Here is a 22,460-nt window from a genome sequence, read left to right on the forward strand (position 1 = left end):
GAATGGAAGTTTCGCAACTTTCTCCGCGCCGCCCGTATCTGCTGCGTGCATTCTATGAGTGGCTGCTGGACAACCAGCTGACGCCGCACCTGGTGGTAGATGTTATGCTGCCGGGCGTGAATGTGCCGATGGAATACGCGCGTGATGGGCAGATCGTGTTGAACATCGCGCCGCGTGCGGTGGGTAATCTTGAACTGGCCAACGATGAAGTGCGCTTCAATGCGCGCTTTGGCGGCGTGCCGCGTCAGGTTTCCGTTCCGTTGGCTGCCGTGCTGGCGATCTACGCCCGTGAGAACGGTGCCGGAACCATGTTTGAGCCAGAAGCCGCGTACGATGAAAATGTCGAAGGCTTCAACGACGACGAAGACGTGGAAAACGGCGCAAGCGAGACCGTGATGTCGGTGATTGATGGCAACAAGCCGGATAGCGACGACGGAGACGAGCCCGACGATACGCCACCACCGCCTCGCGGCGGGCGTCCGGCGCTTCGCGTTGTGAAATAGAAAACAGGCCCGTAGGGGCCTGTTTTGTTATGGCTATCGTTTAAACGTCACTTTCTCTGGCGTGTCGAGGTGAAGCGTCGTCTGGCTCGGCACCGTTTCGGCAATCACCCGCCCATGGCGGATAGAGTAGCGAGCCGGCGTCTGGCGACGTACGGCATCAAAACCGTTTTCCGCAGGGAGAACCACCAGGTTAGCGCTGTTACCGACCTCAAGACCATAATCCTGCAGATGCAGCGTTTTCGCGCTGTGGGTCGTTATCAGGTTCAGCCCATCATTAATCTGCCCGTATCCCATCAGCTGGCACACGTGTAATCCCATATGCAGCACCTGCAGCATATTCGCGGTACCCAGTGGATACCACGGATCGAAGACGTCATCATGACCGAAGCAGACGTTGATATCCGCCTCCAACATCTCTTTGACGCGCGTGACGCCGCGACGCTTCGGATAGGTGTCAAAACGCCCTTGCAGGTGAATATTCACCAGCGGATTCGCGACAAAGTTAATGCCGGACATCTTTAACAGGCGGAAAAGGCGGGAAGCGTACGCGCCGTTATAGGAGTGCATTGCCGTCGTGTGGCTGGCAGTCACGCGAGCCCCCATCGCATCACGGTGCGCCAGCGCCGCGACGGTTTCAACAAAGCGTGATTGCTCGTCGTCAATTTCATCGCAGTGTACGTCGATGAGTCTGTCGTATTTTTGCGCCAGGGCGAAAATTTTATGCAGCGATTCAACGCCATATTCACGGGTAAATTCAAAGTGGGGAATGGCGCCAATGACGTCGGCGCCCAAACGGACTGCTTCTTCCAACAGCGCCTCACCGTTGGGATAAGAAAGAATGCCTTCTTGCGGGAACGCGACGATTTGCAGTTCTACCCACGGCGCGACTTCTTGCTTCACTTCCAGCATGGCTTTCAGCGCCGTCAACGTGGGGTCGGAGACGTCAACGTGAGTACGAACGTACTGGATACCGTTGGCCATCTGCCACTTCAGGGTTTGCATGGCCCGCGCTTTTACATCTTCGTGAGTGAGCATCGCCTTGCGTTCGGCCCAGCGTTCAATGCCTTCAAACAGCGTGCCTGACTGGTTCCAGTTTGGTTCGCCAGCGGTTTGCGTGGTGTCCAGATGGATGTGCGGTTCAACAAACGGAGGGATTGCCAGACCGCCTTCAACATCCAGCACATTGCCCTGTGGCGCCGACGCCGTTTCCTGAGGCTCAAAACGGCTAAAGCGTCCGTTTTCAATGGTGATTTGCCACAATCCTTCGCGCCCCTGCAAGCGGGCCTGACGAAGGGTAATATTATTATTCTGCATGGCTAACCTCCGAGGATTTAGCAAGGTTACGATTAAAGAGTGGGTTCAGCAGGATATAGCTGAATACGCCGCCGAGGACGGCATTGACCGGAACAATTCCGGGAATATAGTGACCCGCGGCAATGCCCAGTGCAACGGACAGAATGGCTACCCAGTTCACGGTAATAAATTGCGCGTTGTTGAAGTCGGCATATTTGCGGTGGTTCAACAGATAGTCGGCGATGATCACGCCACCAATGGGGGGAATTGCCGCCGACAGGAAGGTCAGCCAGCCGACAAAGTTATTGTAAAGCCACAGTGCACACAGCGTGCCAATAATACCGTTCGCCACCGACAGCGTTCGGCTGGAAAGACCGGTAATGTTGGCGAAGCCCAAACCTGATGCGTACAGCGCATTGTCATTGGTGGTCCAGATGTTCAGGCCGAGTACCACAATCGCCGGCAACAGCAGGCCCTGGGCTATCATCACGTCAGAAATATCCGCTTGCCCAACAGCGGCAGCGCCCGCAGCCCCGAAGATAAACATCAATGAGTTGCCGAGGAAAAACGCCACCATCGCAATCAGCACCGCCCCTTTGGCGTTGCGGCCAAAGCGAACGAAGTCGGCGGTTAAGGTACCGGCGCTGACAAACGAGCCGACAACCAGCGCAAGCGCGGTGGAGAAATTGAGCGGCGTCTGCGGCACAATCGTTTTTAAGTGATCTAAACCACCAACGTCGCTCACCGCCAGCCAGACCGAGTAGCTGCCCAGAATGACAATCGCAGGCACGGCGATAATCGAGAGAATAGTCAGTGCCGAGATGCCGAAGAAGATGGTCAGGGTCATCAACAGCCCGGAAACCGCAATCAGGATATTGACGTCAATGCCTGTTGCCTTGCCAACCGGGATGGCAAACATGGCCACGCCGACGCCAAACCAACCGACCTGCGTGCCGCCGAGCAGCATGGAGGGAAGCCATGAGCCTTTTACGCCAAAGGAGTAACGAGCAAGAAGGTGGGTAGAGAGTCCGGTTTTTGCGCCGATGAAACCAAGAAATGCGGTGTAGATACCGAGAAGGAGGTTACCGAAGAAAACTGCAAGGAAGAAATCATGATAGGAAAGACCGGTACCGAGTGTTCCTCCGGTCCACATACTGGCGGAAAAAAACGTTAACCCTAACATCACAAACGTGAGTGGAACTACGCCTTTCCGCGCTGCCAGAGGGACGGGCCCCTGGCTATAATTGTTGTCCTGCGACACAACGCCTCCATGAATTTTGCCCAAAAAATCCGCCGCATAATATACAGTTCTCAGAATAAAGCAAACGTTTCCGCGTGATTTTTTGTTGGTTATTATTCATGGGGTTGATGATTTGGTCGGTTTCTCTCTGTTGACAGTCAATCCACGTCAGTGGGTTGAGGTTCCAGCATGGCTTGTGAACGAATGAGTTCGTCTGCAAGTAGTTGTTCGTCAGGCAACTGTACTTTGTACTCGCTCGCCATGATGGTATTCGGCAGGCCAGTCAGCGTGTAATGCGCCTCTCCCGCGCCTTTTCCCGCGCACAAAATCAGCCCGACGGGCGGGTTTTCTCCCGGCATTGTCCAGTGCTCTTTGGCATAGTTCAGGTACATATTCATCTGCCCGGCATCCGCATAACCGAATTTGCCTACCTTCAGGTCAACGAGCAACAGGCAGCGCAAGCGGCGATGGAAGAACAGCAGATCGACGCGGAACCAGCTATCGTCTATGCGTAATCGGCGTTGGCGGCCAACAAAAGCAAAATCGTCACCGAGTTCCAGCATAAAGTCCATCAGGTGGCTGAGCAGGGCATCTTCGAGATCCGACTCTGAATAGGCGTCCTTCAGGTTAAGAAACTCCAGAATGAACGGGTCGCGTATGGCTTGCTCTGGCAAAACGTTGGGTTCGGCGGGTGCAGGCTGCTGCAACATGGCGGATTTGTCGTGTGACAACAGCGTTCGTTCGTAAAATTGAGTGGCGATTTGCCGATCGAGCTGCCGTACGGACCAGCCGTTACGTAGTGTCTCTTTCTCGTAAAAAGTGCGGGCATCGGGATTTTTTACCGAGAGTAAACGCACGTAAGCTGACCAGGGAAGTGGAAAAACTCTGGCGAGGTAAATGAGATTTGAAGATTCACCAGACACTGTCTGCTGAATTTCAATATCTTGAAAATAAAGATAAAACATGCGCATTTGGCGTAGATTTGCGGTGGAGAATCCACGCTTATAGCGCAGGCTTAAATCTGCGGATAACCGCTCAATAAGCTGAATAGCATAAGCCGCCCGTGCTTCGCCGCCCTGTTCAAACTCGACAATTTTCCTGCCGATTTCCCAGTAGGTTGCCGTCATTAAAGCGTTAATGCTACGGACAGTCTCAGTGTGGGCTGTATCTACTAAGCGAATAATACCGTCATGGATTTGCTGATAATCGTCAGCGTGTTGTGGTGGTGTAGGCGTAGTCATGTCATCCCTGGCGCGAGAGTTGCGAAATAAAAAGATATCGCTACCAATACGCTTCGGGCATAGCCCGGTCAATCCAGGAGAGGTGTATTACATTGCGTTGTAGCTGAATTTGCGAGCGGCTTTCGAAGAATGAATTCGTATGTATTTAGCAGAAAAATATTGGCTCCCCATCCATCAGCGTGAAGCTGGGGCAGGGGAGCCAGCAGGAATTACACTTCCAGGTAGTTCATGATCCCGTCAGCCGCTTTACGGCCTTCGGCGATCGCGGTGACCACCAGATCCGAACCGCGCACGATGTCGCCACCGGCAAAGATTTTCGGGTTGCTGGTCTGGAAGGCGTTGTCGCTACCTTCCGGGGCAATGATGCGGCCCTGAGAGTCCAGCTCGACGCTGTGCTTCGCCAGCCATTCCATACTGTGTGGACGGAAACCGAACGCCATCACCACCGCGTCGGCAGGAACCACGTGCTCGGAACCGGCGACGATTTCCGCGCGACGGCGGCCTTTGGCATCCGGCTGGCCCATCTCGGTACGCGCCATTTTCACGCCGCAGACTTTGCCGTTGGCATTCACTTCTACGCCCAGCGGCTGCACGTTGAACTGGAATTCCACGCCTTCTTCGCGCGCGTTTTTCACTTCGCGTTTGGAGCCAGGCATGTTCTCTTCATCACGACGGTAAGCACAGGTAACATGCGTTGCGCCCTGACGAATGGAGGTACGCACGCAGTCCATTGCGGTGTCGCCACCGCCCAGTACCACCACGCGTTTGCCTTCCATGCTGACGTACGGCTCTTCAGTCGTTTCGCCAAAGCCCATGATCTGCTTGGTGTTGGCGATCAGGAACGGCAGGGCGTCGAATACGCCGGAAGCGTCTTCGTTCTCCAGCCCACCGCGCATTGACTGATAGGTGCCCACGCCGAGGAACACGGCGTCGTAATCTTTCAGCAGGTCGTCGAGCTGTACGTCACGGCCCACTTCCACGTTGAGTTTGAACTCAATACCCATACCGGTGAAGATCTCACGGCGGCGGGTCATGACTTCTTTCTCTAGCTTGAAGGCCGGGATACCGAAGGTCAGCAGGCCGCCAATTTCCGGGTGACGGTCGAACACCACCGCCTTCACGCCGTTACGGGTCAGCACATCTGCGCACGCCAGGCCCGCCGGGCCCGCGCCGATGATGGCGACTTTCTTGCCGGTTTGCTTCACGCCGGTCAGGTCCGGACGCCAGCCCATCTCGAACGCTTTATCGTTGATATAGCGTTCAATGTTGCCGATGGTCACGGCGCCAAACTCATCGTTCAGCGTGCAGGAGCCTTCGCACAGGCGATCCTGTGGGCACACACGGCCACAAACTTCCGGCAGGGTGTTGGTCTGGTGTGAAAGCTCTGCCGCTTCAAAAATACGCCCCTCGTTGGCCAGCTTCAGCCAGTTCGGGATGTAGTTATGTACCGGACATTTCCACTCGCAGTACGGGTTACCACAGGACAGGCAGCGGTCTGCCTGTGCTTTGGCCTGGCCTTCGGAAAACGGCTCGTAGATCTCGATAAACTCGATCTTGCGGATCTTCAGCGGTTTCTTCGGCGGATCAACGCGCTGCAGGTCGATAAATTGATAAACGTTCTGACTCATGATGACCTCTTACTGCGCCTGCACGCGCAGCTCGGCTGCGCTACGACTACGGTGACCCAACAGCGCTTTCACATCGCTGGACTTCGGCTTAACCAGGGCAAACTTCGCGGAATAAGACGGCCAGTGCGCCAGAATCTCTTCACCGCGGGAGGAGCCGGTCAGCTGTACGTGTTCGGTGATCAATCCACGCAGATGTTCTTCGTGAATCGCCAGCGAGTCGACGTCCAGTACTTCTACCAGTTCCGGGTTCACGCGTTTGCGGAAATCACCGTCTTCATCCAGTACATAGGCGAAGCCGCCCGTCATACCGGCACCGAAGTTCACGCCCGTTTTGCCCAGCACGCAGACGATGCCGCCGGTCATGTATTCACAGCCGTTATCGCCGATGCCTTCCACCACGGTAATCGCTCCGGAGTTACGCACGCCGAAACGTTCACCCGCGCGGCCTGCGGCATACAGACGACCACCGGTCGCGCCGTACAGGCAGGTGTTACCGATAATGCTTGCTTTATGGCTGCGGAAGGACGAACCCACCGGAGGACGAATCGCCAGCAGACCGCCCGCCATGCCTTTACCGACGTAGTCGTTGGCATCGCCGGTCAGGTACAGCTCAACGCCGCCGGCGTTCCACACGCCGAAGCTCTGGCCTGCGGTACCGTTGAAGTGCGCTTTAATCGGATCCGCCGCCAGCCCCTGGTCGCCGTGCGTTTGGGCAATGTAGCCAGACAGCGATGCGCCAACGGAACGATCGGTGTTGCGGATATCAAACCAGAAGGTTTTGCTCTGGCGTTCATCGACAAACGGTTTTGCCTGCTGCAGCAGCTGCGCGTTCAGCACGCCGTTATCAAACGGCGGGTTGTTCTCGGTGCAGTACAACGCTTTGCCCGGGTGTGGCTCAGCGGTTTCCAGCAGACGAGACAGCTCCAGCTTTTGCTGCTTGGCGGTGAAGCCATCCAGCTCTTTGAGCAGGTCGGTGCGGCCAATCAGGTCAACGAGGCGGGTGACGCCCAGTTCAGCCATCAGCTCGCGGACTTCACGGGCGATGAATTCAAAGTAGTTGGTCACTTTGAACGGCAGGCCGTGATAGTGGTTCTTACGCAGTTTCTCATCCTGAGTTGCCACACCGGTTGCGCAGTTGTTCAGGTGACAAATACGCAGGTATTTACAGCCCAGCGCGACCATTGGCCCTGTACCGAAGCCGAAGCTTTCCGCGCCGAGAATCGCCGCTTTAATGATGTCGACGCCGGTTTTCAGGCCGCCATCCACCTGCAGACGAATCTTGTGACGCAGGCCATTCGCGACCAGCGCCTGCTGCGTTTCGACCAGACCCAGTTCCCACGGACAGCCGGCATATTTCACGGAAGACAGCGGGCTTGCGCCCGTGCCGCCGTCGTAGCCGGCGATGGTGATGAGGTCCGCATAGGCTTTTGCCACGCCGGTAGCGATGGTGCCGACGCCCGGTTCGGAAACCAGCTTCACGGAGATCATCGCTTTCGGGTTGACCTGTTTGAGGTCGAAAATCAGCTGAGCCAGATCCTCGATAGAGTAAATATCGTGATGCGGCGGCGGAGAAATCAGCGTCACGCCCGGTACGGAATAACGCAGCTTGGCGATGTACGGGGTGACTTTATCACCCGGCAACTGACCGCCTTCACCCGGTTTCGCGCCCTGGGCAACTTTAATCTGAATCACGTCGGCGTTGACCAGATACGCAGGCGTTACGCCAAAGCGACCGGAAGCCACCTGCTTGATGCGCGACACTTTGTTGGTGCCGTAGCGTGCCGGATCTTCGCCGCCTTCGCCGGAGTTAGAGTTGCCGCCGATGCTGTTCATCGCTTCGGCTAGCGCTTCGTGCGCTTCCGGGCTCAGTGCGCCAATCGACATCGCTGCGGTATCGAAACGCTTGAACAGGTCGCTCGCTGGCTCAACGTCGGCCAGGTTGACGGTCTCGCCGTTTGGCGTGATGGCCAGCAGATCGCGCAGCGTCGCCGCAGGGCGGTTGTTGACCAGCTCTGCATAGGCTTTGTAATCGCTGTATTCGCCGCTCTGTACCGCCTGTTGCAGGGTGCGCACCACGTCCGGGTTGTAGGCGTGGTATTCGCCGCCGTGGACATATTTCAGCAGGCCGCCCTGTTCCAGCGGTTTACGCGCCAGCCAGGCACGCTTCGACAGATTCAGCAGATCCTGCTGGAAGTCGTCGAACGACGCGCCGCCGATGCGGCTGACCACGCCCTGGAAGCAGTTTTCGACTACGTCGTCGTGCAGACCCACCGCTTCAAACAGCTTAGAACAGCGATAGGAGGCGACGGTCGAAATGCCCATTTTGGACATGATCTTATACAGACCTTTGTTGATGCCGTTACGGTAGTTCAGCATCACCGTGCGGTAGTCTTTCTCGATAGCATGGGTATCGATCAGGCGACCGAGGGTTTCATAGGCCAGGTACGGGTAAATTGCCGTCGCGCCGAAGCCCAACAGTACGGCAAAGTGATGTGGGTCGCGGGCGCTGGCGGTTTCAACAATGATGTTGGCATCGCAGCGCAGGCTCTTATCGACCAGGCGAGCCTGAATAGCGCCCACCGCCATCGGTGCCGGTACCGGAAGGCGATTTTTGGCGATATTGCGGTCGGACAGCACCAGCAGCACGGTGCCGCCGCGTACCATCTCTTCGGCTTTGTCGCACAACGCTTTTACCGTGGCTTCGAGGCTGGTTTCCGTCACATCAAACGTGATATCCAGCGTATCGGCGCGGTAGTGCTCCTCTTTCATCGTCGTGAGCTGATTGAAATCGGAGTACAGCAGAATCGGTGATTTGAAGCTCAGGCGGTGCGCCTGGCCTTCCGCTTCGCAGAAGACGTTCATCTCACGACCGATGCTGGTTGCCAGCGACATCACATGCGCTTCACGCAGCGGGTCGATTGGCGGGTTGGTTACCTGCGCGAACTGCTGACGGAAGTAGTCGTAAATAATACGCGGCTGGCTGGAGAGCACGGCAAACGGGGTATCGTCACCCATTGAGCCGACGGCTTCCTGGCCGTTTTCGCCCAGTACGCGGATCACCGAGTCCAGCTCTTCGGCGCTGTAGTTAAACTGTTTCTGGTAGCTGGCAAGCGTATCGTCGTCCAGCTCACGGCTGCCCACCCGATCGTCGGCCAAATCTTCAAACGGCACCAGACGGCGAACGTTTTTCTCCATCCACTCTTTGTACGGATGGCGGCTTTTCAGATCGTTATCGGTTTCGGCAGAGTGCAGAATGCGTCCGCTGCGGGTGTCGATAACCATCAGCTCGCCTGGGCCTACGCGGCCTTTTTCCACCACTTCGTCAGGCTGGTAGTCCCAGATCCCAACTTCAGAGGCGCAGGTGATGAGTTTGTCTTTGGTGATCACGTAGCGCGCCGGGCGCAGGCCGTTACGGTCGAGGTTACAGGCGGCATAGCGACCGTCAGACATGACGATCCCTGCCGGGCCGTCCCACGGCTCCATGTGCATGGAGTTAAAGTCGAAGAACGAACGCAGGTCCGGGTCCATATCCGGGTTGTTCTGCCAGGCCGGTGGGACCAGCAGACGCATGGCGCGGATGATGTCCATCCCGCCCGCCAGCAGCAGCTCAAGCATGTTATCCATGGAGCTGGAGTCGGAGCCGGTTTCGTTCACGAACGGCGCGGCGTCGTGCAGATCCGGAATCAGCGGCGTCTGGAACTTATAGGTACGCGCGCGCGCCCACTGGCGGTTACCGGTGATGGTGTTGATTTCGCCATTGTGCGCCAGATAGCGGAACGGCTGTGCCAGCGGCCAGCGCGGCACGGTGTTGGTGGAGAAGCGCTGGTGGAACAGGCAGATGGCCGATTCCAGACGCAGGTCCGCGAGGTCCAGGTAGAAGCGCGGCAGATCCGCCGGCATACACAGACCTTTATAGATATTCACCAGGTTCGACAAACTACACACGTAGAAGTCTTTGTCTTCCTGAAGGCGTTTTTCGATACGGCGGCGGGCGATGAACAGACGGCGTTCCATATCACGCGGACGCCAGCCCGCAGGGGCGTTAACGAAAATTTGCTCAATACGAGGCAGAGAGGAGAGGGCGATTTCACCGAGCACGCCTTCGTTGGTGGGCACATCGCGCCAGCCAACAATAGACAGGGTTTCACGCTGCAGTTCTTCTTCTACAACATGGCGGGCGGCCGCAGCCAGTTCAGGATCTTTATTCAGGAACAGCATCCCAACGGCATAGTTTTTGGCTAAGCGCCAGCCGCGTTCTTCTGCAACGATGCGGAAGAAACGGTCAGGTTTTTGCAACAGCAGGCCACAACCGTCGCCGGTTTTTCCGTCGGCGAGAATCGCGCCGCGGTGCTGCATACGGGCCAGTGCGTGTATCGCGGTACGCACTACCTTGTGGCTAGGTTCGCCTTCTATGTGGGCGATCAGGCCGAAACCACAGTTATCCCTCTCAAGGGATTTATCGTACAACATATCAGTGAACCTCCCCAGGCTCTACGGGACGCCCCCTTAATCGATTGCGCGCAAGGCACAGCAAGAGCATGGCGACGGGGTATGGCATTCTTTGCCTACCTCGCATTCGCCCTCTTTTATCCTTTTCGCGTAGGTCACACAAGTTTGAGGACTTGCTTAAGAGGGAATCTCAATTACTGCATAAATATGATGGGCAGACTGCCCATCCAGAAAGCTTCCAGCGGATTCCCAACTTATCGGGAATCCTTACATAGGTCAAATGGCAATCTTATTTATACAGAAATGTGCTATAGGGTAATTAACTAATTGAAAATAAATGAAAATATAACAATTTTGGCGACTGGAGGCCAGGAGTAAGTGCCTTTGTGAGTGTGATCTGTCTCACTATATGAAAGCGCGGTTTTAATATGAATATACTGTTTTAATTGTAAATGGCAGTATTTAATGCTGGTACGGAGTGTGAGGGTATAGGATCCCTCTGTTTTTCAACGGACGCTAGATTATTGCAAATAACACGGTGAACATAAGCAAAAATAATCACTCTTGTTTTGAATGAAATTGCAGTAATTTTGATTTGTTATGCAATGGAGTAAAAGGTCTACATGGCGATTGATCCAGGTCATCGCCGATCGAGACTAAAAATGGCAGGCTTGGCCCCTTTCTTCAGGCCGGTCTATCAGATTATGCAGTTACAAAAATTAGTCAATATGTTTGGTGGGGATCTTGCGCGTCGTTACGGCGAAAAGGTCCATAAACTGACGCTGCATGGTGGATTCAGCTGCCCAAATCGCGACGGAACGATCGGCCGCGGCGGCTGCACGTTCTGTAATGTCGCCTCGTTTGCCGACGAAGCACAGCAGCATAAGTCGATTGCCGACCAGCTGGCGCACCAGGCAAATCTGGTCAACCGTGCAAAACGCTATCTGGCCTATTTCCAGGCCTATACCAGCACCTTTGCCGAAGTTCAGGTGCTGCGCTCGATGTACCAGCAGGCGGTAAGTCAGGCAAATATCGTCGGCCTGTGCGTCGGCACGCGCCCGGACTGCGTGCCGGAGGCGGTGCTTGATTTGCTGAGTGAGTATAAAGATCAGGGTTATGAAGTGTGGCTGGAACTGGGGCTGCAAACCGCGCACGATAAAACGCTGCACCGAATTAACCGCGGCCACGACTTTGCCTGTTATCAAAATACCACGCGGCTGGCGCGCGAGCGCGGGTTGAAGGTGTGCAGCCACCTGATTGTCGGCCTGCCGGGGGAAGGGCAGAGCGAGTGTCTGGAGACGCTTGAGCGGGTTGTAGAAACCGGCGTGGACGGTATTAAGCTACATCCACTGCATATTGTGACGGGTAGCATTATGGCGAAGGCCTGGGAGGCCGGTCGTCTGAACGGTATCGAATTGGATGATTACACGGTGACCGCCGGTGAGATGATCCGTCATACGCCGCCGGAGGTGATTTACCACCGCATCTCTGCCAGCGCCCGACGCCCGACGCTGCTGGCGCCGCTATGGTGTGAAAATCGCTGGACCGGGATGGTTGAACTGGATAAATACCTCAACGAACACGGAGTGCAGGGCTCGGCGTTGGGAACGCCGTGGGTACAGCCATAGCGCTCCGTTGGCCTGATAAGCGAGGCGCTAACAGGCAGCCCCGCGTACATTGCCGGATGGCGGCGTTGCCTTATCCGGCCTACGATCTGTTTCACTCCTCGATATAATCCTCGCATTTTTCGCACAACCTACCGCGCCGCGCCCAGAATTGGGTATTATTGAACGACGTTGTCGTTAAGGAACTCCTCATGAAGCAAATTCGTATGCTGGCGCAGTATTACGTCGACCTGATGATGAAGCTGGGTCTGGTACGGTTCTCCCTGCTGCTGGCGTTAGCGCTGGTGGTGCTGGCGATTGTGGTGCAGATGGCGGTCACCATGGTGCTACACGGCCAGGTGGAGAGTATCGACGTGATTCGCTCGATCTTCTTCGGTCTGCTGATCACCCCCTGGGCGGTTTATTTTCTGTCAGTGGTGGTCGAACAGCTTGAGGAGTCGCGCCAGCGCCTGTCCCGGCTGGTAGAAAAGTTGGAAGAGATGCGCGAGCGTGACCTCAAGCTAAACGTTCAGCTTAAAGACAACATTTCACAGCTTAATCAGGAAATTAACGATCGCGAAAAAGCCGAGGCCGAGCGCCTGGCGACGCTGGAGCAGCTGCGCGTTGAGGTGCAGGAGCGTGAGGAAACGCAGATTCGCCTTGAGCAGCAGTCCTCCTTCCTGCGTTCTTTCCTCGATGCCTCGCCGGATCTGGTTTTCTATCGTAATGAAGATAAAGAGTTTTCCGGCTGTAACCGGGCGATGGAGCTGCTGACTGGCAAAAGTGAAAAGCAGCTGATTCACCTGCATCCGGAAGATGTCTACACCCCCGAAGCGGCGGCAAAGGTTATTGAAACCGATGAGAAAGTTTTCCGTCACAACGTCTCGCTGACCTACGAGCAGTGGCTCGATTATCCGGATGGGCGTAAAGCGTGCTTCGAAATCCGTAAAGTGCCTTACTACGATCGCGTGGGTAAACGCCATGGCCTGATGGGCTTTGGTCGCGATATTACCGAACGCAAGCGCTATCAGGATGCGCTGGAGCGCGCCAGCCGTGACAAAACTACCTTTATCTCGACCATCAGCCACGAGCTGCGCACGCCGCTCAATGGTATCGTCGGTTTGAGCCGTATTCTGCTCGACACTAACCTGACCGCTGAGCAGGAAAAGTACCTGAAAACGATCCACGTTTCGGCGGTGACTCTGGGCAATATCTTCAATGATATTATCGACATGGATAAGATGGAGCGCCGTAAAGTTCAGCTGGATAACCAGGAGGTCGACTTCACCGGTTTCCTCGCCGATCTTGAAAACCTGTCTGGCTTGCAGGCACAGCAAAAAGGGTTGCGTTTCGTAATGGAGCCGACGTTACCTTTGCCGCATAAAGTCATTACCGACGGTACCCGCCTGCGGCAGATTCTGTGGAACCTGATCAGTAACGCCGTTAAGTTCACTCAGGAGGGGAGCGTGGTCGTGCGCGTGCGCTACGATGCTGGCGATATGCTGCACTTTGAGGTGGAAGACTCTGGTATCGGCATCCCTCAGGAAGAGCAGGACAAAATCTTCGCCATGTATTATCAGGTGAAAGACAGCCATGGCGGCAAGCCCGCCACCGGTACCGGGATTGGTCTTGCGGTGTCGAAGCGTCTGGCGAAAAGTATGGGCGGCGATATTGAGGTTTCCAGTCAACCAGGACACGGTTCGACCTTTATCCTGACGGCCCATGCTCCGGCTGTGGCTGAGGAAGTGGAAGATGCGTTTGATGAAGATGATATGCCGTTGCCAGCGCTGCACGTGCTGCTGGTGGAAGATATCGAGTTGAACGTGATCGTCGCGCGCTCGGTGCTGGAAAAACTGGGTAACAGCGTCGACGTCGCCATGACCGGTAAGGCCGCGCTGGAGATGTTTACCCCTGGCGAGTATGACCTGGTGCTGCTGGATATTCAGCTGCCGGATATGACCGGTCTGGACATCGCTCGTGAGCTAACGGGCAAATACCATGCCGACGATCTGCCGCCGCTGGTGGCGCTGACGGCGAACGTTCTGAAGGACAAAAAAGAGTATCTGGACGCCGGCATGGACGACGTGCTGAGTAAACCGCTCTCGGTACCGGCGTTGACGGCGATGATCAAGAAGTTCTGGGATACCACTGCAGACGAAGAGGAGAGTACCGTGAGCCAGAGTGATAACGACAAATCGCAGCAGTTGCTCGATATTGCGATGCTGGAGCAGTACATCGAACTGGTTGGGCCGAAGCTGATTACCGATGGTCTGGCCGTATTTGAGAAGATGATGCCGGGCTACCTGGCGGTACTGGAATCGAATCTCACCGCCCGCGACCAGAAAGGGATTGTTGAAGAAGGCCATAAAATCAAAGGCGCCGCTGGCTCTGTCGGGCTACGTCATCTCCAACAGCTGGGGCAGCAGATTCAATCACCGGATCTACCGGCGTGGTGGGATAACGTGGGTGAATGGGTTGAAGAGATGAAGTCCGAATGGCAGCACGACGTTGCGGTGCTGAAAGCGTGGGTTGCCAGCGCAGGAAAAAAATGACCCCGGCTTGACCGGGGTGCGCGAACACTGCGCCAACACCAGGGAACTGGTGGTTGCGTCAGATGATTGACATAATTTTGGTTTTTTTGACACAACCTGAAATACGATTGCACGCTCAATAAGATAGCAAAACTTAAAAAGTTTGTTACGTGAATCAGTAAAATGTGTGAAGCGTAACGACTTAATCAGAAATATTAATCAGCGTCAGAGAGTTAGCGAGAACAAGATGGCTTTGAGGAGTATAGCCAGGCTTAAACGTCTGGCCTGGCGGCTGTTGCTGATGCTGGCGCTGTTATGGGGCGGCGGTATTGCGGTGTTCAGTGTTTTGCCTGTGCCATTCTCCGCAGTGATGGTTGAACGCCAGATGAGCGCCTGGTTTTCGGGTGATTTCGGCTACGTTGCCCACTCAGACTGGGTCAGCATGGATGAAATTACACCGTGGATGGGGTTGGCAGTGATTGCTGCCGAAGATCAAAAATTCCCTGACCACTGGGGTTTTGACGTGTCGGCAATCGAAAAGGCGCTGGCGCACAACGAGCGCAACGAAAACCGCATTCGCGGTGCGTCGACGCTGTCGCAGCAGACGGTGAAGAACCTGTTCCTGTGGGATGGGCGTAGCTGGGTGCGTAAGGGGCTGGAAGCGGGTCTGACGCTCGGCATGGAGACGGTGTGGAGTAAGAAACGTATTTTGACCGTCTACCTGAATATCGCAGAATTTGGCGACGGTATTTTCGGCGTGGAAGCCGCGTCCCAGCGCTACTTTCATAAGTCGGCGAGTCAACTGACGATGGCGGAAGCCGCGCTGCTGGCCGCCGTGCTGCCTAACCCGATTCGTTTTAAAGCCAATGCCCCATCGGGGTATGTGCGTAGCCGTCAGGCGTGGATTTTACGGCAGATGCGCCAGCTCGGTGGGGAAGGATTTATGCGGGAAAATAAGCTGTATTAACCGTAGGCCTGATAAGCATCGCGCCATCAGGCATACAGTGGCACTGCCGGATGGCGGCGTAAACGGCCTTGTCCGGCCTACAGATTTTGCGTGTGTAGCCGGGCGCGGACTAGTCTTCGTCAAACCCGGCGTTAAACAGCGCGATTACCGCCGCCAGCGCCTCTTCTTCCTGCGGACCGGTGGCTTCCACTTCAATCTGACGGCCCTTGGCAGAGTCCAGCATCAGCAGCGCGATCACGCTATTGGCTTCGGCTTCGGTGCCTTCATCATTGCGCAGCAGCACTTCCGCATCGTAATGCTGCATCAGTTCAAACAGCTTCATCGCCGGGCGTGCATGCATGCCCAGCTTATTGGTGATTTCCACGGTCTGCTTTACGGTCATGATTTGCGTTTTTCCAGCGTCCGATGACGAGACTGCACGTTCTTACCGCGCGAGCGGAAGTAGTCAGCCAGCTGTTCGGCAACATAGACCGAACGGTGCTTACCGCCGGTACAGCCAATGGCAACCGTCAGATAGCTACGGTTGTTGGTTTCCAGCATAGGTAACCATAGCTCAAGATAGCTACGCGTCTGGTAAATAAAGTTGTGAACTTCCGTGTGCCTGTCGAGGAACGCGGCAACCGGTTTATCGAGACCGGTCATCGGACGCAGCTTCGGATCCCAGTGTGGGTTTGGCAGGAAGCGCACGTCAAACACGTAATCGGCGTCGATAGGAATGCCGTGCTTGAAGCCGAAGGATTCGAACACCATCGTTAGCTCGCGCTCGCGTTTACCCAGCAGACGGGTGCGCAGCATTTCCGCCAGTTCATGGACTGACATCTCGGAGGTGTCGACGATCAGGTCGGCGCGAGAGCGCAGCGGCTCCAGCAGGTTGCTCTCTTCATCAATGGCACTTTCCAGCGACAGATTCTTGCTGGAGAGCGGGTGCAGACGGCGAGTGTCGCTGTAGCGACGAATCAGCGTGTTGCGATCTGCGTCGAGGAACAGCAGCTGTGGGGAAAAATTCTCCGGCAGGTTTTCCATTGCCCGTTCGAAGATTTCCGGAGTTTCAGGCATGTTACGTACGTCGATGCTCACGGCAGCCGAGATTTCGCGGTCGGCCAGCGTCTTTGCCAGCTCCGGCAGCAGTACCACCGGCAGGTTATCAACGCAGTAGAAGCCCATATCTTCCAGCGCCCTCAGGGCCACTGATTTTCCCGAGCCAGAGCGGCCGCTGACGATCATCAGTACCATGTACCGTTTCTCCTCAGTACGATGTGATGTCCATTACGCATCATCGTGGGTTTCCGTATCGGTGATGATTTGATACAGCTCTTCGTCGCTCTGCGCGGCGCGCAGGCGGCGGCAAATCGTTTTATCTGCCAGACGTTTCGCCACCAGGGAAAGCGTATGCAGATGGGTTTTGGTCTGGTCGGCTGGAACCAGAAGCGCAAAGAGTAAATCGACCGGCTGGTTGTCGATAGCGTCGAAAGCGATCGGCGTTTCCAGTTGCACGAACACCCCTACCGCGCGTAGCGTATCTTCTTCGAGCTTGCCGTGAGGAATGGCGATGCCGTTGCCGATGCCGGTACTGCCCATTTTTTCACGGGTCAGAATGGCTTCGAACACCACCTGCGGCGGCAGGCTAAGCTGTTTCGCCGCCAGCTCGCTGATGATTTCCAGCGCACGTTTTTTACTCTGACAGTGCACAGCACTGCGGGTACATTCCTGGTTAAGGACATTGCTCAGTTGTAGAGCCGAATCGTTATTTGTCATAATTTCACCTAAGCATCGCCCGATATGCAGGCATATCGGGCGATCGCTCGGACAATCAATGTTGTTTTAGTTTATCTTTGTGCTTGGTTAACTGTCTCGCCAGTTTATCGATCAAACCGTCGATGGCGGCATACATATCCTGCCCTTCCGCGCTGGCATGAAGTTCACCGCCGTTCACGTGCAATGTCGCATCCGAGATGTGCGTCAGTTTCTCCACCTTTAACACAATATGGACCTGATTGATCCTCTCGAAATACTGCTCCAGCTTGCTGAATTTCGTGGTCACGAATTCGCGCATCGGCTCGGTGATCTCGACGTTGTGTCCAGTGATGTTGAGCTGCATAGTGTCTTCCTTATCAGTTGTGTCAGACCAGCTGTTTACGCTGGTTAGACGGCGGAATGGATAAAGACTCTCGGTACTTTGCAACGGTACGCCTTGCCACCATGATACCCTGTTCAGAGAGCATGGTGGTCAGCTTACTGTCGCTCAGTGGTTTCGCGGGATTCTCCGCGGCAATCAATTTCTTAACCAGCGCCCGAATTGCCGTGGACGAGGCTTCGCCGCCGCCCTCGGTACTGACGTGGCTGGAGAAGAAATATTTAAGCTCGAAAATGCCCCGTGGGCTATGCAAATACTTCTGCGTGGTAACACGCGAAATGGTGGACTCGTGCATCTCGACGGTTTGGGCGATGTCGGCCAGCACCATCGGTTTCATGTACTCTTCGCCAAGGTCGAAAAAGGCCTGCTGTTGCTCGACGATGCAGCGGCTGACGCGCAGCAGCGTATCGTTGCGGCTTTCAAGGCTCTTGATCAGCCATTTGGCTTCCTGCAGGTTGCTACGAATAAACTGGCTGTCGGCGTCGTTGCGGGCGTTGTTGCACATCCCCGCGTAGTGCTGGTTTATCTGTAGGCGCGGAATACTGTCGGCGTTCAGCTCTACCACCCAGCGATCGTTGACCTTGCGCACCAGTACGTCCGGAATCACATACTCCGGTTCGCCGGTCTGGATCGATTGGCCCGGGCGCGGATCCAGCGACTGGATCAGATCGACAGCTTCTTTCAGTACATCTTCTTTCAGACGGGTGACCCGCATCAGCGAGCGGAAATCATGGTTAGCGAGCAGATCGAGATGATCGCTGATAATCAGTCGCGCTTCATCGAGACGCGGCGTGTCGGGTGAAAATTGTGACAGCTGGATCAGCAGGCAATCGCGGAGATCTTTGGCGGCCACGCCGACCGGATCGAAACGCTGGATGCGCTTAAGTACCGCCTCCACTTCGTCCAGGCCAATCTCGTCGTCGCCAATGCTTTCGCGGATATCTTCGACGGTGACGGTGAGGTAGCCGGTGTCATCCACCGCGTCGACGATCGACGTGGCGATCGCCCGGTCGGTATCGGTAAACGGCGTTAACTCTACCTGCCACATCAGGTAATCCTGAAGTGACTGAGTGGTTTCACCCTGATAAACCGGCAGTTCGTCGTCTTGATAGTCAGCGCCAGTACCGGAAGGCGTACCGGCGGTGTAGATTTCGTCCCAGCTGGCGTCAAGCGGCAGCTCTTCGGGCATGTCCGGTTTTTCCAGCGCATCGACGCTGTCCAGCGTTTCGCTATCGACGGTTTCCTGAGTCTCTACTTCATCGTGAAGATCGGTTTGCTCGAGCAGGGGATTGCTCTCCAGCGCCTGCTGGAGTTCCTGCTGAAGTTCCAGCGTAGACAATTGCAACAGACGAATGGCCTGCTGCAACTGGGGCGTCATGGCAAGCTGTTGGCTGAGCCTTAATTGCAAACCTTGCTTCATGTTCAGAACGAATATCTCCCGCTAACGTCGATAACCACTACCCTATCAGAGTCTGAAGTCTTCCCCAAGATACACGCGTTTAACATGTTCGTCTTCCAGGATCTCCTGAGGTGTTCCGTGGGCAATCAGATGCCCCTGGCTGACGATGTAAGCGCGTTCGCACACCGCCAGCGTTTCACGGACGTTGTGGTCGGTAATCAGTACGCCAAGGCCGCTGTCGCGCAGATGTTCGATGATGCGTTTGATGTCGATAACGGAGATGGGGTCTACACCGGCAAACGGTTCATCCAGCAGGATAAACTTCGGGTTTGCCGCTAACGCGCGGGCAATCTCGACGCGGCGACGTTCACCGCCGGAAAGCGCCTGGCCCAGGCTGTCGCGCAGATGCTCGATGTGGAACTCTTCCATCAGCTCTTTGGCACGGTCTTCGCGCTGTTCATTGCTGAGGTCATCGCGGATCTGCAGTACCGCCATCAGATTATCGTAAACGCTCAGACGACGGAAAATCGACGCCTCCTGCGGCAAATAGCCGATGCCGCGGCGCGCACGGGCGTGCAGCGGCAGCAGGCTGATGTCTTCGTCATCAATGATGATATTGCCCGCATCGCGCGGTACGATACCGACGACCATGTAGAAGGTGGTCGTTTTACCCGCGCCGTTCGGCCCAAGCAGGCCCACAATCTCACCGGAGTTGACGGTCAGACTGACATCTTCCACGACGCGTCGGCCTTTATAGGCCTTCGCCAGATTTTTTGCAGTTAATGTCGCCATAACGGATTAGTTACTCTTCTTCTGTGCCGGAGCCTGGTCTTTGGATTTGTCCTGTAGCTGAGACGGAACCAGAACGGTAGTGACGCGTTTGCCTTTGTCGCTAAACGCCTGCATTTTCTGCTCTTTCACCAGATAGGTAATCTTGTCACCCTTGATGTTACTGTCTAACTGCTCAAGGTAGGCATTGCCGGTCAGTACCACGAAGTCATTTGCTAATTCGTAGTGCATTTTCGATGCGCGACCTTTCACCGGCTTGCCGTTGTCCTGCATCTGGTAGAAGGTAGCCGGGTTGCCGTAGCCATCGATCACTTCTTTACCCTGCTGGTTTGCCGGGCGGGTGACGACCACTTTGTCGGCGTTGATTTTGATACTGCCCTGAGTCACGACAACGTTACCGGTGAAGGTCACGACGTTGCCCTGCATATCCAGCGACTGCTGATCGGATTCAATATGAATCGGCTGATTGGTATCGCCGGTCAGGGCCATTGCCGGCAGACTGGCTGCCAGCAGAGAAGCGACGAGCGCCAGCTTAAGGCTGAGTTTGTTTGTTCTGGATTTCATAAGAAGTTCTAACCTTTTCAATCAGCTCGGCGTTTTTGCTGCGTAAATTGCCGCGCATTTTCAGGCCGCTGGAATTAAATGTTGTTCCGTATAACGTCACCAGATCGTCAGAGGAAACGTCCTGAGTAATCAGGTTCACCTGGGCATTATCCGTCGTAATCTTACGCAGTTGTGCGTCTTCTGTCAGCGCGTTGATTTCAACGTGCCCGTAGAGATACAGCATGCGGTCGTTGGTCAGCTTCGCTTTATCGGCTTTAATCGACCAGGTTGGCACCTTCGCGGTGTCAAAGGTGGTCAGCACGGGGTGAGTAAACCACGACAGACCCTGATCGGAAAAATACTCCACGTGCTCGGCAATTAACCGATAGCTGAGCGCGCCTTCCGGGCTGTACACCACCGTATCGGTATGTTCGCTTTTATAGGTTGGATCGCCGGTATTTACTGCAACCGGGCCGCTGTCGTCTTTGTCGGCGAGATTCAGGCCGATGAGGACAAGCGCAACCAGTGATAGCAGAATGATAACCCAACGTCTGGTTTTACTCATATGGATTGCCCTTTGGCTTCGTCGAGCTTCCCTTGCGCCAGCAGCAGCAGGTCACAGACTTCGCGTACCGCACCGCGTCCGCCCGCAATGCGCGTGACGTAATCGGCGCGCGGCAGCAGCAGCGGGTGCGCATCCGCCACCGCGACGCTCAGGCCGATCTCTGCCATCACCGGCCAGTCGATCAGATCATCGCCCACGTAGGCGACTTCTTCCGGCCGTAGGCTCAGCTTCGCCAGCAGTTCACGATAGGCGATAAGTTTATCCGACTGTCCCTGGTAGAGATGCGTGATACCCAGCGTAGCGCAGCGGTCTTCTAACAGTTTAGCTTTTCGCCCGGTAATAATCGCTACTTCGATACCAGAGGTGAGGGCGCAGCGCACGCCGTAGCCGTCGCGCACGTTAAAGGCCTTTAGCTCTTCACCGTTGTTGCCCATATAAATCAGGCCGTCGGACAGCACCCCGTCGACGTCGAGGATCAACAGGCGGATTTTCTCCGCCTTCGCGATAAATTGTGGACTCACCGGCCCGTAACAGGTGGCGACCGATGCGACAGCGTTACTCATTCTTTATATCCTTGATTACACTACGCCTGCGCGCAGTAGGTCGTGCATATGTATCACACCTAGCAGATGGTCGCCATCGGCAACCAGCACGCAGGTGATATGACGTGATTGCATCAGGTTCAGCGCGTCGACCGCCAGCGTACCGGGACGAATGCGGATACCGCCCGGCGTCATCACATCGGCGATGCCGAGGCTACGTAAGTCTGCGCCGTTGTCGAAGATGCGTCGTAGGTCGCCATCGGTGAAGATACCCTTAATCTGCATATTGTCATCGCAGATGGCCGTCATTCCGAGATTTTTACGGGTAATTTCCAGCAGCGCATCCCGCAGTGAGGCATCTTCGCTCACGTGTGGGATTTCATCGCCCGTGTGCATAATATCGTTAACGCGCAGCAGAAGCTTGCGGCCCAGTGCGCCGCCGGGGTGCGACAGCGCAAAGTCTTCAGCGGTAAAGCCGCGAGCCTTCAGCAGCGCAACGGCCAGCGCATCGCCCATCACCAGCGCGGCGGTGGTGCTGGAGGTCGGCGCCAGCCCGAGCGGGCAAGCCTCGCGCGGAACTTTTACGCACAGATGAATATCTGCCGCACGGCCCATGCTGCTGTCCGGGCGGCTGGTCATGCAGATCAGCGGCACGCGCAGGCGCTTGAGCACCGGGATCAGCGCCAGAATCTCGTTCGACTCGCCGGAGTTAGAGAGCGCGATGACCACATCCTGTGGTGTCACCATGCCTAAATCGCCGTGTGCCGCTTCGCCGGGATGGACGAAGAAGGAAGAGGTGCCGGTACTGGCAAAGGTAGCGGCCATTTTGCGCCCGATATGCCCGGACTTGCCCATCCCCATCACGACCACTTTGCCGCCGCAGTAGAAGATCTTCTCACAGGCGTCGCTGAAGTCCTGATTGATGTATTGATCGAGCTGTTCCAGCCCTTCCCGTTCAACCTCCAGAACTTCTCTTCCCGCCTGCTGGAAGTCGAAATTTGGCTGCAAATCTATTTGCGACATAGTGTTATC

Annotated in this window: 19 protein-coding genes; 4 read left to right on the top strand and 15 right to left on the bottom strand. The window is 55.7% G+C overall.

Translation table 11 applies throughout. The features are described 5' to 3' along the window. The first annotated feature begins 2 nt into the window (after positions 1 to 2). Positions 3 to 503 carry a ClpXP protease specificity-enhancing factor gene (sspB, locus tag M989_RS02985; protein ID WP_064541811.1) on the top strand — a complete coding sequence of 167 codons (501 nt, stop codon included), beginning with the start codon at positions 3 to 5 and terminating at the stop codon, positions 501 to 503. A gap of 33 nt (positions 504 to 536) precedes the next feature. On the opposite strand, the gene M989_RS02990 is transcribed toward sspB, so the two are convergent. The 5 genes from M989_RS02990 to gltB form a co-directional block, all read right to left on the bottom strand. Next, positions 537 to 1,817, bottom strand: coding sequence for a cytosine deaminase (locus M989_RS02990; protein ID WP_064541814.1), 1,281 nt, complete (start codon positions 1,815 to 1,817; stop codon positions 537 to 539). Beyond that, entirely contained in the window at positions 1,807 to 3,057 is a 1,251-nt protein-coding gene (gene codB, locus M989_RS02995; RefSeq protein ID WP_064541817.1) for a cytosine permease, read from the bottom strand. Before codB ends, M989_RS02990 begins: the two co-directional genes overlap by 11 nt. A 137-nt stretch (positions 3,058 to 3,194) precedes the next feature. Beyond that, positions 3,195 to 4,277, bottom strand: coding sequence for a PDDEXK nuclease domain-containing protein (locus M989_RS03000; protein ID WP_064541820.1), 1,083 nt, complete (start codon positions 4,275 to 4,277; stop codon positions 3,195 to 3,197). 209 nt (positions 4,278 to 4,486) lie between these two features. Further along, positions 4,487 to 5,905, bottom strand: coding sequence for a glutamate synthase subunit GltD (gltD, locus tag M989_RS03005; protein ID WP_064541823.1), 1,419 nt, complete (start codon positions 5,903 to 5,905; stop codon positions 4,487 to 4,489). Positions 5,906 to 5,914: 9 nt separating this feature from the next. Further along, a complete protein-coding gene (gene gltB, locus M989_RS03010; protein ID WP_064541825.1) occupies positions 5,915 to 10,375 on the bottom strand; it encodes a glutamate synthase large subunit in 4,461 nt (1,486 codons plus the stop codon). A 683-nt stretch (positions 10,376 to 11,058) separates the two neighbouring features. On the opposite strand from gltB, the gene mnmL reads away from it, so the two are divergent. The 3 genes from mnmL to mtgA all read left to right on the top strand — a co-directional run bounded on the left by mnmL (position 11,059) and on the right by mtgA (position 15,456). Continuing rightward, the gene (mnmL, locus tag M989_RS03015; RefSeq protein ID WP_157093507.1) at positions 11,059 to 11,982 is read left to right on the top strand and encodes a tRNA modification radical SAM protein MnmL/YtqA; all 924 of its coding nucleotides are present in this window, start codon (positions 11,059 to 11,061) and stop codon (positions 11,980 to 11,982) included. Positions 11,983 to 12,170: 188 nt separating this feature from the next. After that, entirely contained in the window at positions 12,171 to 14,510 is a 2,340-nt protein-coding gene (gene arcB, locus M989_RS03020; RefSeq protein WP_064541828.1) for an aerobic respiration two-component sensor histidine kinase ArcB, read from the top strand. A gap of 226 nt (positions 14,511 to 14,736) precedes the next feature. Next, complete coding sequence (gene mtgA, locus M989_RS03025) at positions 14,737 to 15,456, top strand: monofunctional biosynthetic peptidoglycan transglycosylase (protein ID WP_064541831.1); 720 nt, start codon at positions 14,737 to 14,739, stop codon at positions 15,454 to 15,456. A gap of 109 nt (positions 15,457 to 15,565) precedes the next feature. Here mtgA and npr read toward each other — a convergent pair whose 3' ends face one another. Genes npr through kdsD form a run of 10 tightly spaced genes read right to left on the bottom strand, consistent with a single transcriptional unit; the run spans position 15,566 to position 22,451 of the window. Continuing rightward, positions 15,566 to 15,838 carry a PTS phosphocarrier protein NPr gene (npr, locus tag M989_RS03030; protein WP_064541834.1) on the bottom strand — a complete coding sequence of 91 codons (273 nt, stop codon included), beginning with the start codon at positions 15,836 to 15,838 and terminating at the stop codon, positions 15,566 to 15,568. After that, positions 15,835 to 16,689 (bottom strand): RNase adapter RapZ, encoded by an 855-nt coding sequence (rapZ, locus tag M989_RS03035; RefSeq protein WP_064541836.1) that lies wholly within the window; start codon positions 16,687 to 16,689, stop codon positions 15,835 to 15,837. The genes npr and rapZ overlap by 4 nt, the downstream gene beginning before the upstream one ends. Before the next feature lie 33 nt (positions 16,690 to 16,722). Next, positions 16,723 to 17,211 carry a PTS IIA-like nitrogen regulatory protein PtsN gene (gene ptsN, locus M989_RS03040; RefSeq protein ID WP_035891171.1) on the bottom strand — a complete coding sequence of 163 codons (489 nt, stop codon included), beginning with the start codon at positions 17,209 to 17,211 and terminating at the stop codon, positions 16,723 to 16,725. Positions 17,212 to 17,266: 55 nt separating this feature from the next. Beyond that, on the bottom strand, positions 17,267 to 17,554 hold the full coding sequence (gene hpf / locus M989_RS03045) for a ribosome hibernation promoting factor (protein ID WP_064541841.1): 288 nt from the start codon (positions 17,552 to 17,554) through the stop codon (positions 17,267 to 17,269). A 22-nt stretch (positions 17,555 to 17,576) separates the two neighbouring features. After that, positions 17,577 to 19,010 carry an RNA polymerase factor sigma-54 gene (gene rpoN, locus M989_RS03050; protein ID WP_064541843.1) on the bottom strand — a complete coding sequence of 478 codons (1,434 nt, stop codon included), beginning with the start codon at positions 19,008 to 19,010 and terminating at the stop codon, positions 17,577 to 17,579. A gap of 45 nt (positions 19,011 to 19,055) precedes the next feature. Further along, positions 19,056 to 19,781 (bottom strand): LPS export ABC transporter ATP-binding protein, encoded by a 726-nt coding sequence (lptB, locus tag M989_RS03055; RefSeq protein WP_064541846.1) that lies wholly within the window; start codon positions 19,779 to 19,781, stop codon positions 19,056 to 19,058. A gap of 6 nt (positions 19,782 to 19,787) precedes the next feature. Continuing rightward, complete coding sequence (lptA, locus tag M989_RS03060; RefSeq protein WP_064541847.1) at positions 19,788 to 20,342, bottom strand: lipopolysaccharide ABC transporter substrate-binding protein LptA; 555 nt, start codon at positions 20,340 to 20,342, stop codon at positions 19,788 to 19,790. Beyond that, positions 20,311 to 20,886: an LPS export ABC transporter periplasmic protein LptC gene (gene lptC / locus M989_RS03065; RefSeq protein WP_064541850.1), complete on the bottom strand. Its 576-nt coding sequence runs from the start codon at positions 20,884 to 20,886 to the stop codon at positions 20,311 to 20,313. Before lptC ends, lptA begins: the two co-directional genes overlap by 32 nt. Continuing rightward, entirely contained in the window at positions 20,883 to 21,449 is a 567-nt protein-coding gene (gene kdsC, locus M989_RS03070; protein ID WP_064541853.1) for a 3-deoxy-manno-octulosonate-8-phosphatase KdsC, read from the bottom strand. Before kdsC ends, lptC begins: the two co-directional genes overlap by 4 nt. Before the next feature lie 15 nt (positions 21,450 to 21,464). Next, the gene (gene kdsD, locus M989_RS03075) at positions 21,465 to 22,451 is read right to left on the bottom strand and encodes an arabinose-5-phosphate isomerase KdsD (protein WP_064541856.1); all 987 of its coding nucleotides are present in this window, start codon (positions 22,449 to 22,451) and stop codon (positions 21,465 to 21,467) included. Between the last annotated feature and the right edge of the window lie 9 nt (positions 22,452 to 22,460).

The sequence above is a fragment of the Kluyvera georgiana ATCC 51603 genome, assembly GCF_001654985.1.
In the GTDB taxonomy this organism is placed as follows: Bacteria; Pseudomonadota; Gammaproteobacteria; order Enterobacterales; family Enterobacteriaceae; genus Kluyvera; species Kluyvera georgiana.

Excerpts from the sequence above, each read along its gene's own strand:
- sspB (WP_064541811.1), top strand. The coding sequence starts at position 3 with ATGGAAGTTTCGCAACTTTCTCCGCGCCGCCCGTATCTGCTGCGTGCA.
- M989_RS02990 (WP_064541814.1), bottom strand. The coding sequence starts at position 1,817 with ATGCAGAATAATAATATTACCCTTCGTCAGGCCCGCTTGCAGGGGCGC.
- M989_RS03000 (WP_064541820.1), bottom strand. The coding sequence starts at position 4,277 with ATGACTACGCCTACACCACCACAACACGCTGACGATTATCAGCAAATC.
- gltD (WP_064541823.1), bottom strand. The coding sequence starts at position 5,905 with ATGAGTCAGAACGTTTATCAATTTATCGACCTGCAGCGCGTTGATCCG.
- gltB (WP_064541825.1), bottom strand. The coding sequence starts at position 10,375 with ATGTTGTACGATAAATCCCTTGAGAGGGATAACTGTGGTTTCGGCCTG.
- mnmL (WP_157093507.1), top strand. The coding sequence starts at position 11,059 with ATGCAGTTACAAAAATTAGTCAATATGTTTGGTGGGGATCTTGCGCGT.
- arcB (WP_064541828.1), top strand. The coding sequence starts at position 12,171 with ATGAAGCAAATTCGTATGCTGGCGCAGTATTACGTCGACCTGATGATG.
- mtgA (WP_064541831.1), top strand. The coding sequence starts at position 14,737 with ATGGCTTTGAGGAGTATAGCCAGGCTTAAACGTCTGGCCTGGCGGCTG.
- npr (WP_064541834.1), bottom strand. The coding sequence starts at position 15,838 with ATGACCGTAAAGCAGACCGTGGAAATCACCAATAAGCTGGGCATGCAT.
- rapZ (WP_064541836.1), bottom strand. The coding sequence starts at position 16,689 with ATGGTACTGATGATCGTCAGCGGCCGCTCTGGCTCGGGAAAATCAGTG.
- ptsN (WP_035891171.1), bottom strand. The coding sequence starts at position 17,211 with ATGACAAATAACGATTCGGCTCTACAACTGAGCAATGTCCTTAACCAG.
- hpf (WP_064541841.1), bottom strand. The coding sequence starts at position 17,554 with ATGCAGCTCAACATCACTGGACACAACGTCGAGATCACCGAGCCGATG.
- rpoN (WP_064541843.1), bottom strand. The coding sequence starts at position 19,010 with ATGAAGCAAGGTTTGCAATTAAGGCTCAGCCAACAGCTTGCCATGACG.
- lptB (WP_064541846.1), bottom strand. The coding sequence starts at position 19,781 with ATGGCGACATTAACTGCAAAAAATCTGGCGAAGGCCTATAAAGGCCGA.
- lptA (WP_064541847.1), bottom strand. The coding sequence starts at position 20,342 with ATGAAATCCAGAACAAACAAACTCAGCCTTAAGCTGGCGCTCGTCGCT.
- lptC (WP_064541850.1), bottom strand. The coding sequence starts at position 20,886 with ATGAGTAAAACCAGACGTTGGGTTATCATTCTGCTATCACTGGTTGCG.
- kdsC (WP_064541853.1), bottom strand. The coding sequence starts at position 21,449 with ATGAGTAACGCTGTCGCATCGGTCGCCACCTGTTACGGGCCGGTGAGT.
- kdsD (WP_064541856.1), bottom strand. The coding sequence starts at position 22,451 with ATGTCGCAAATAGATTTGCAGCCAAATTTCGACTTCCAGCAGGCGGGA.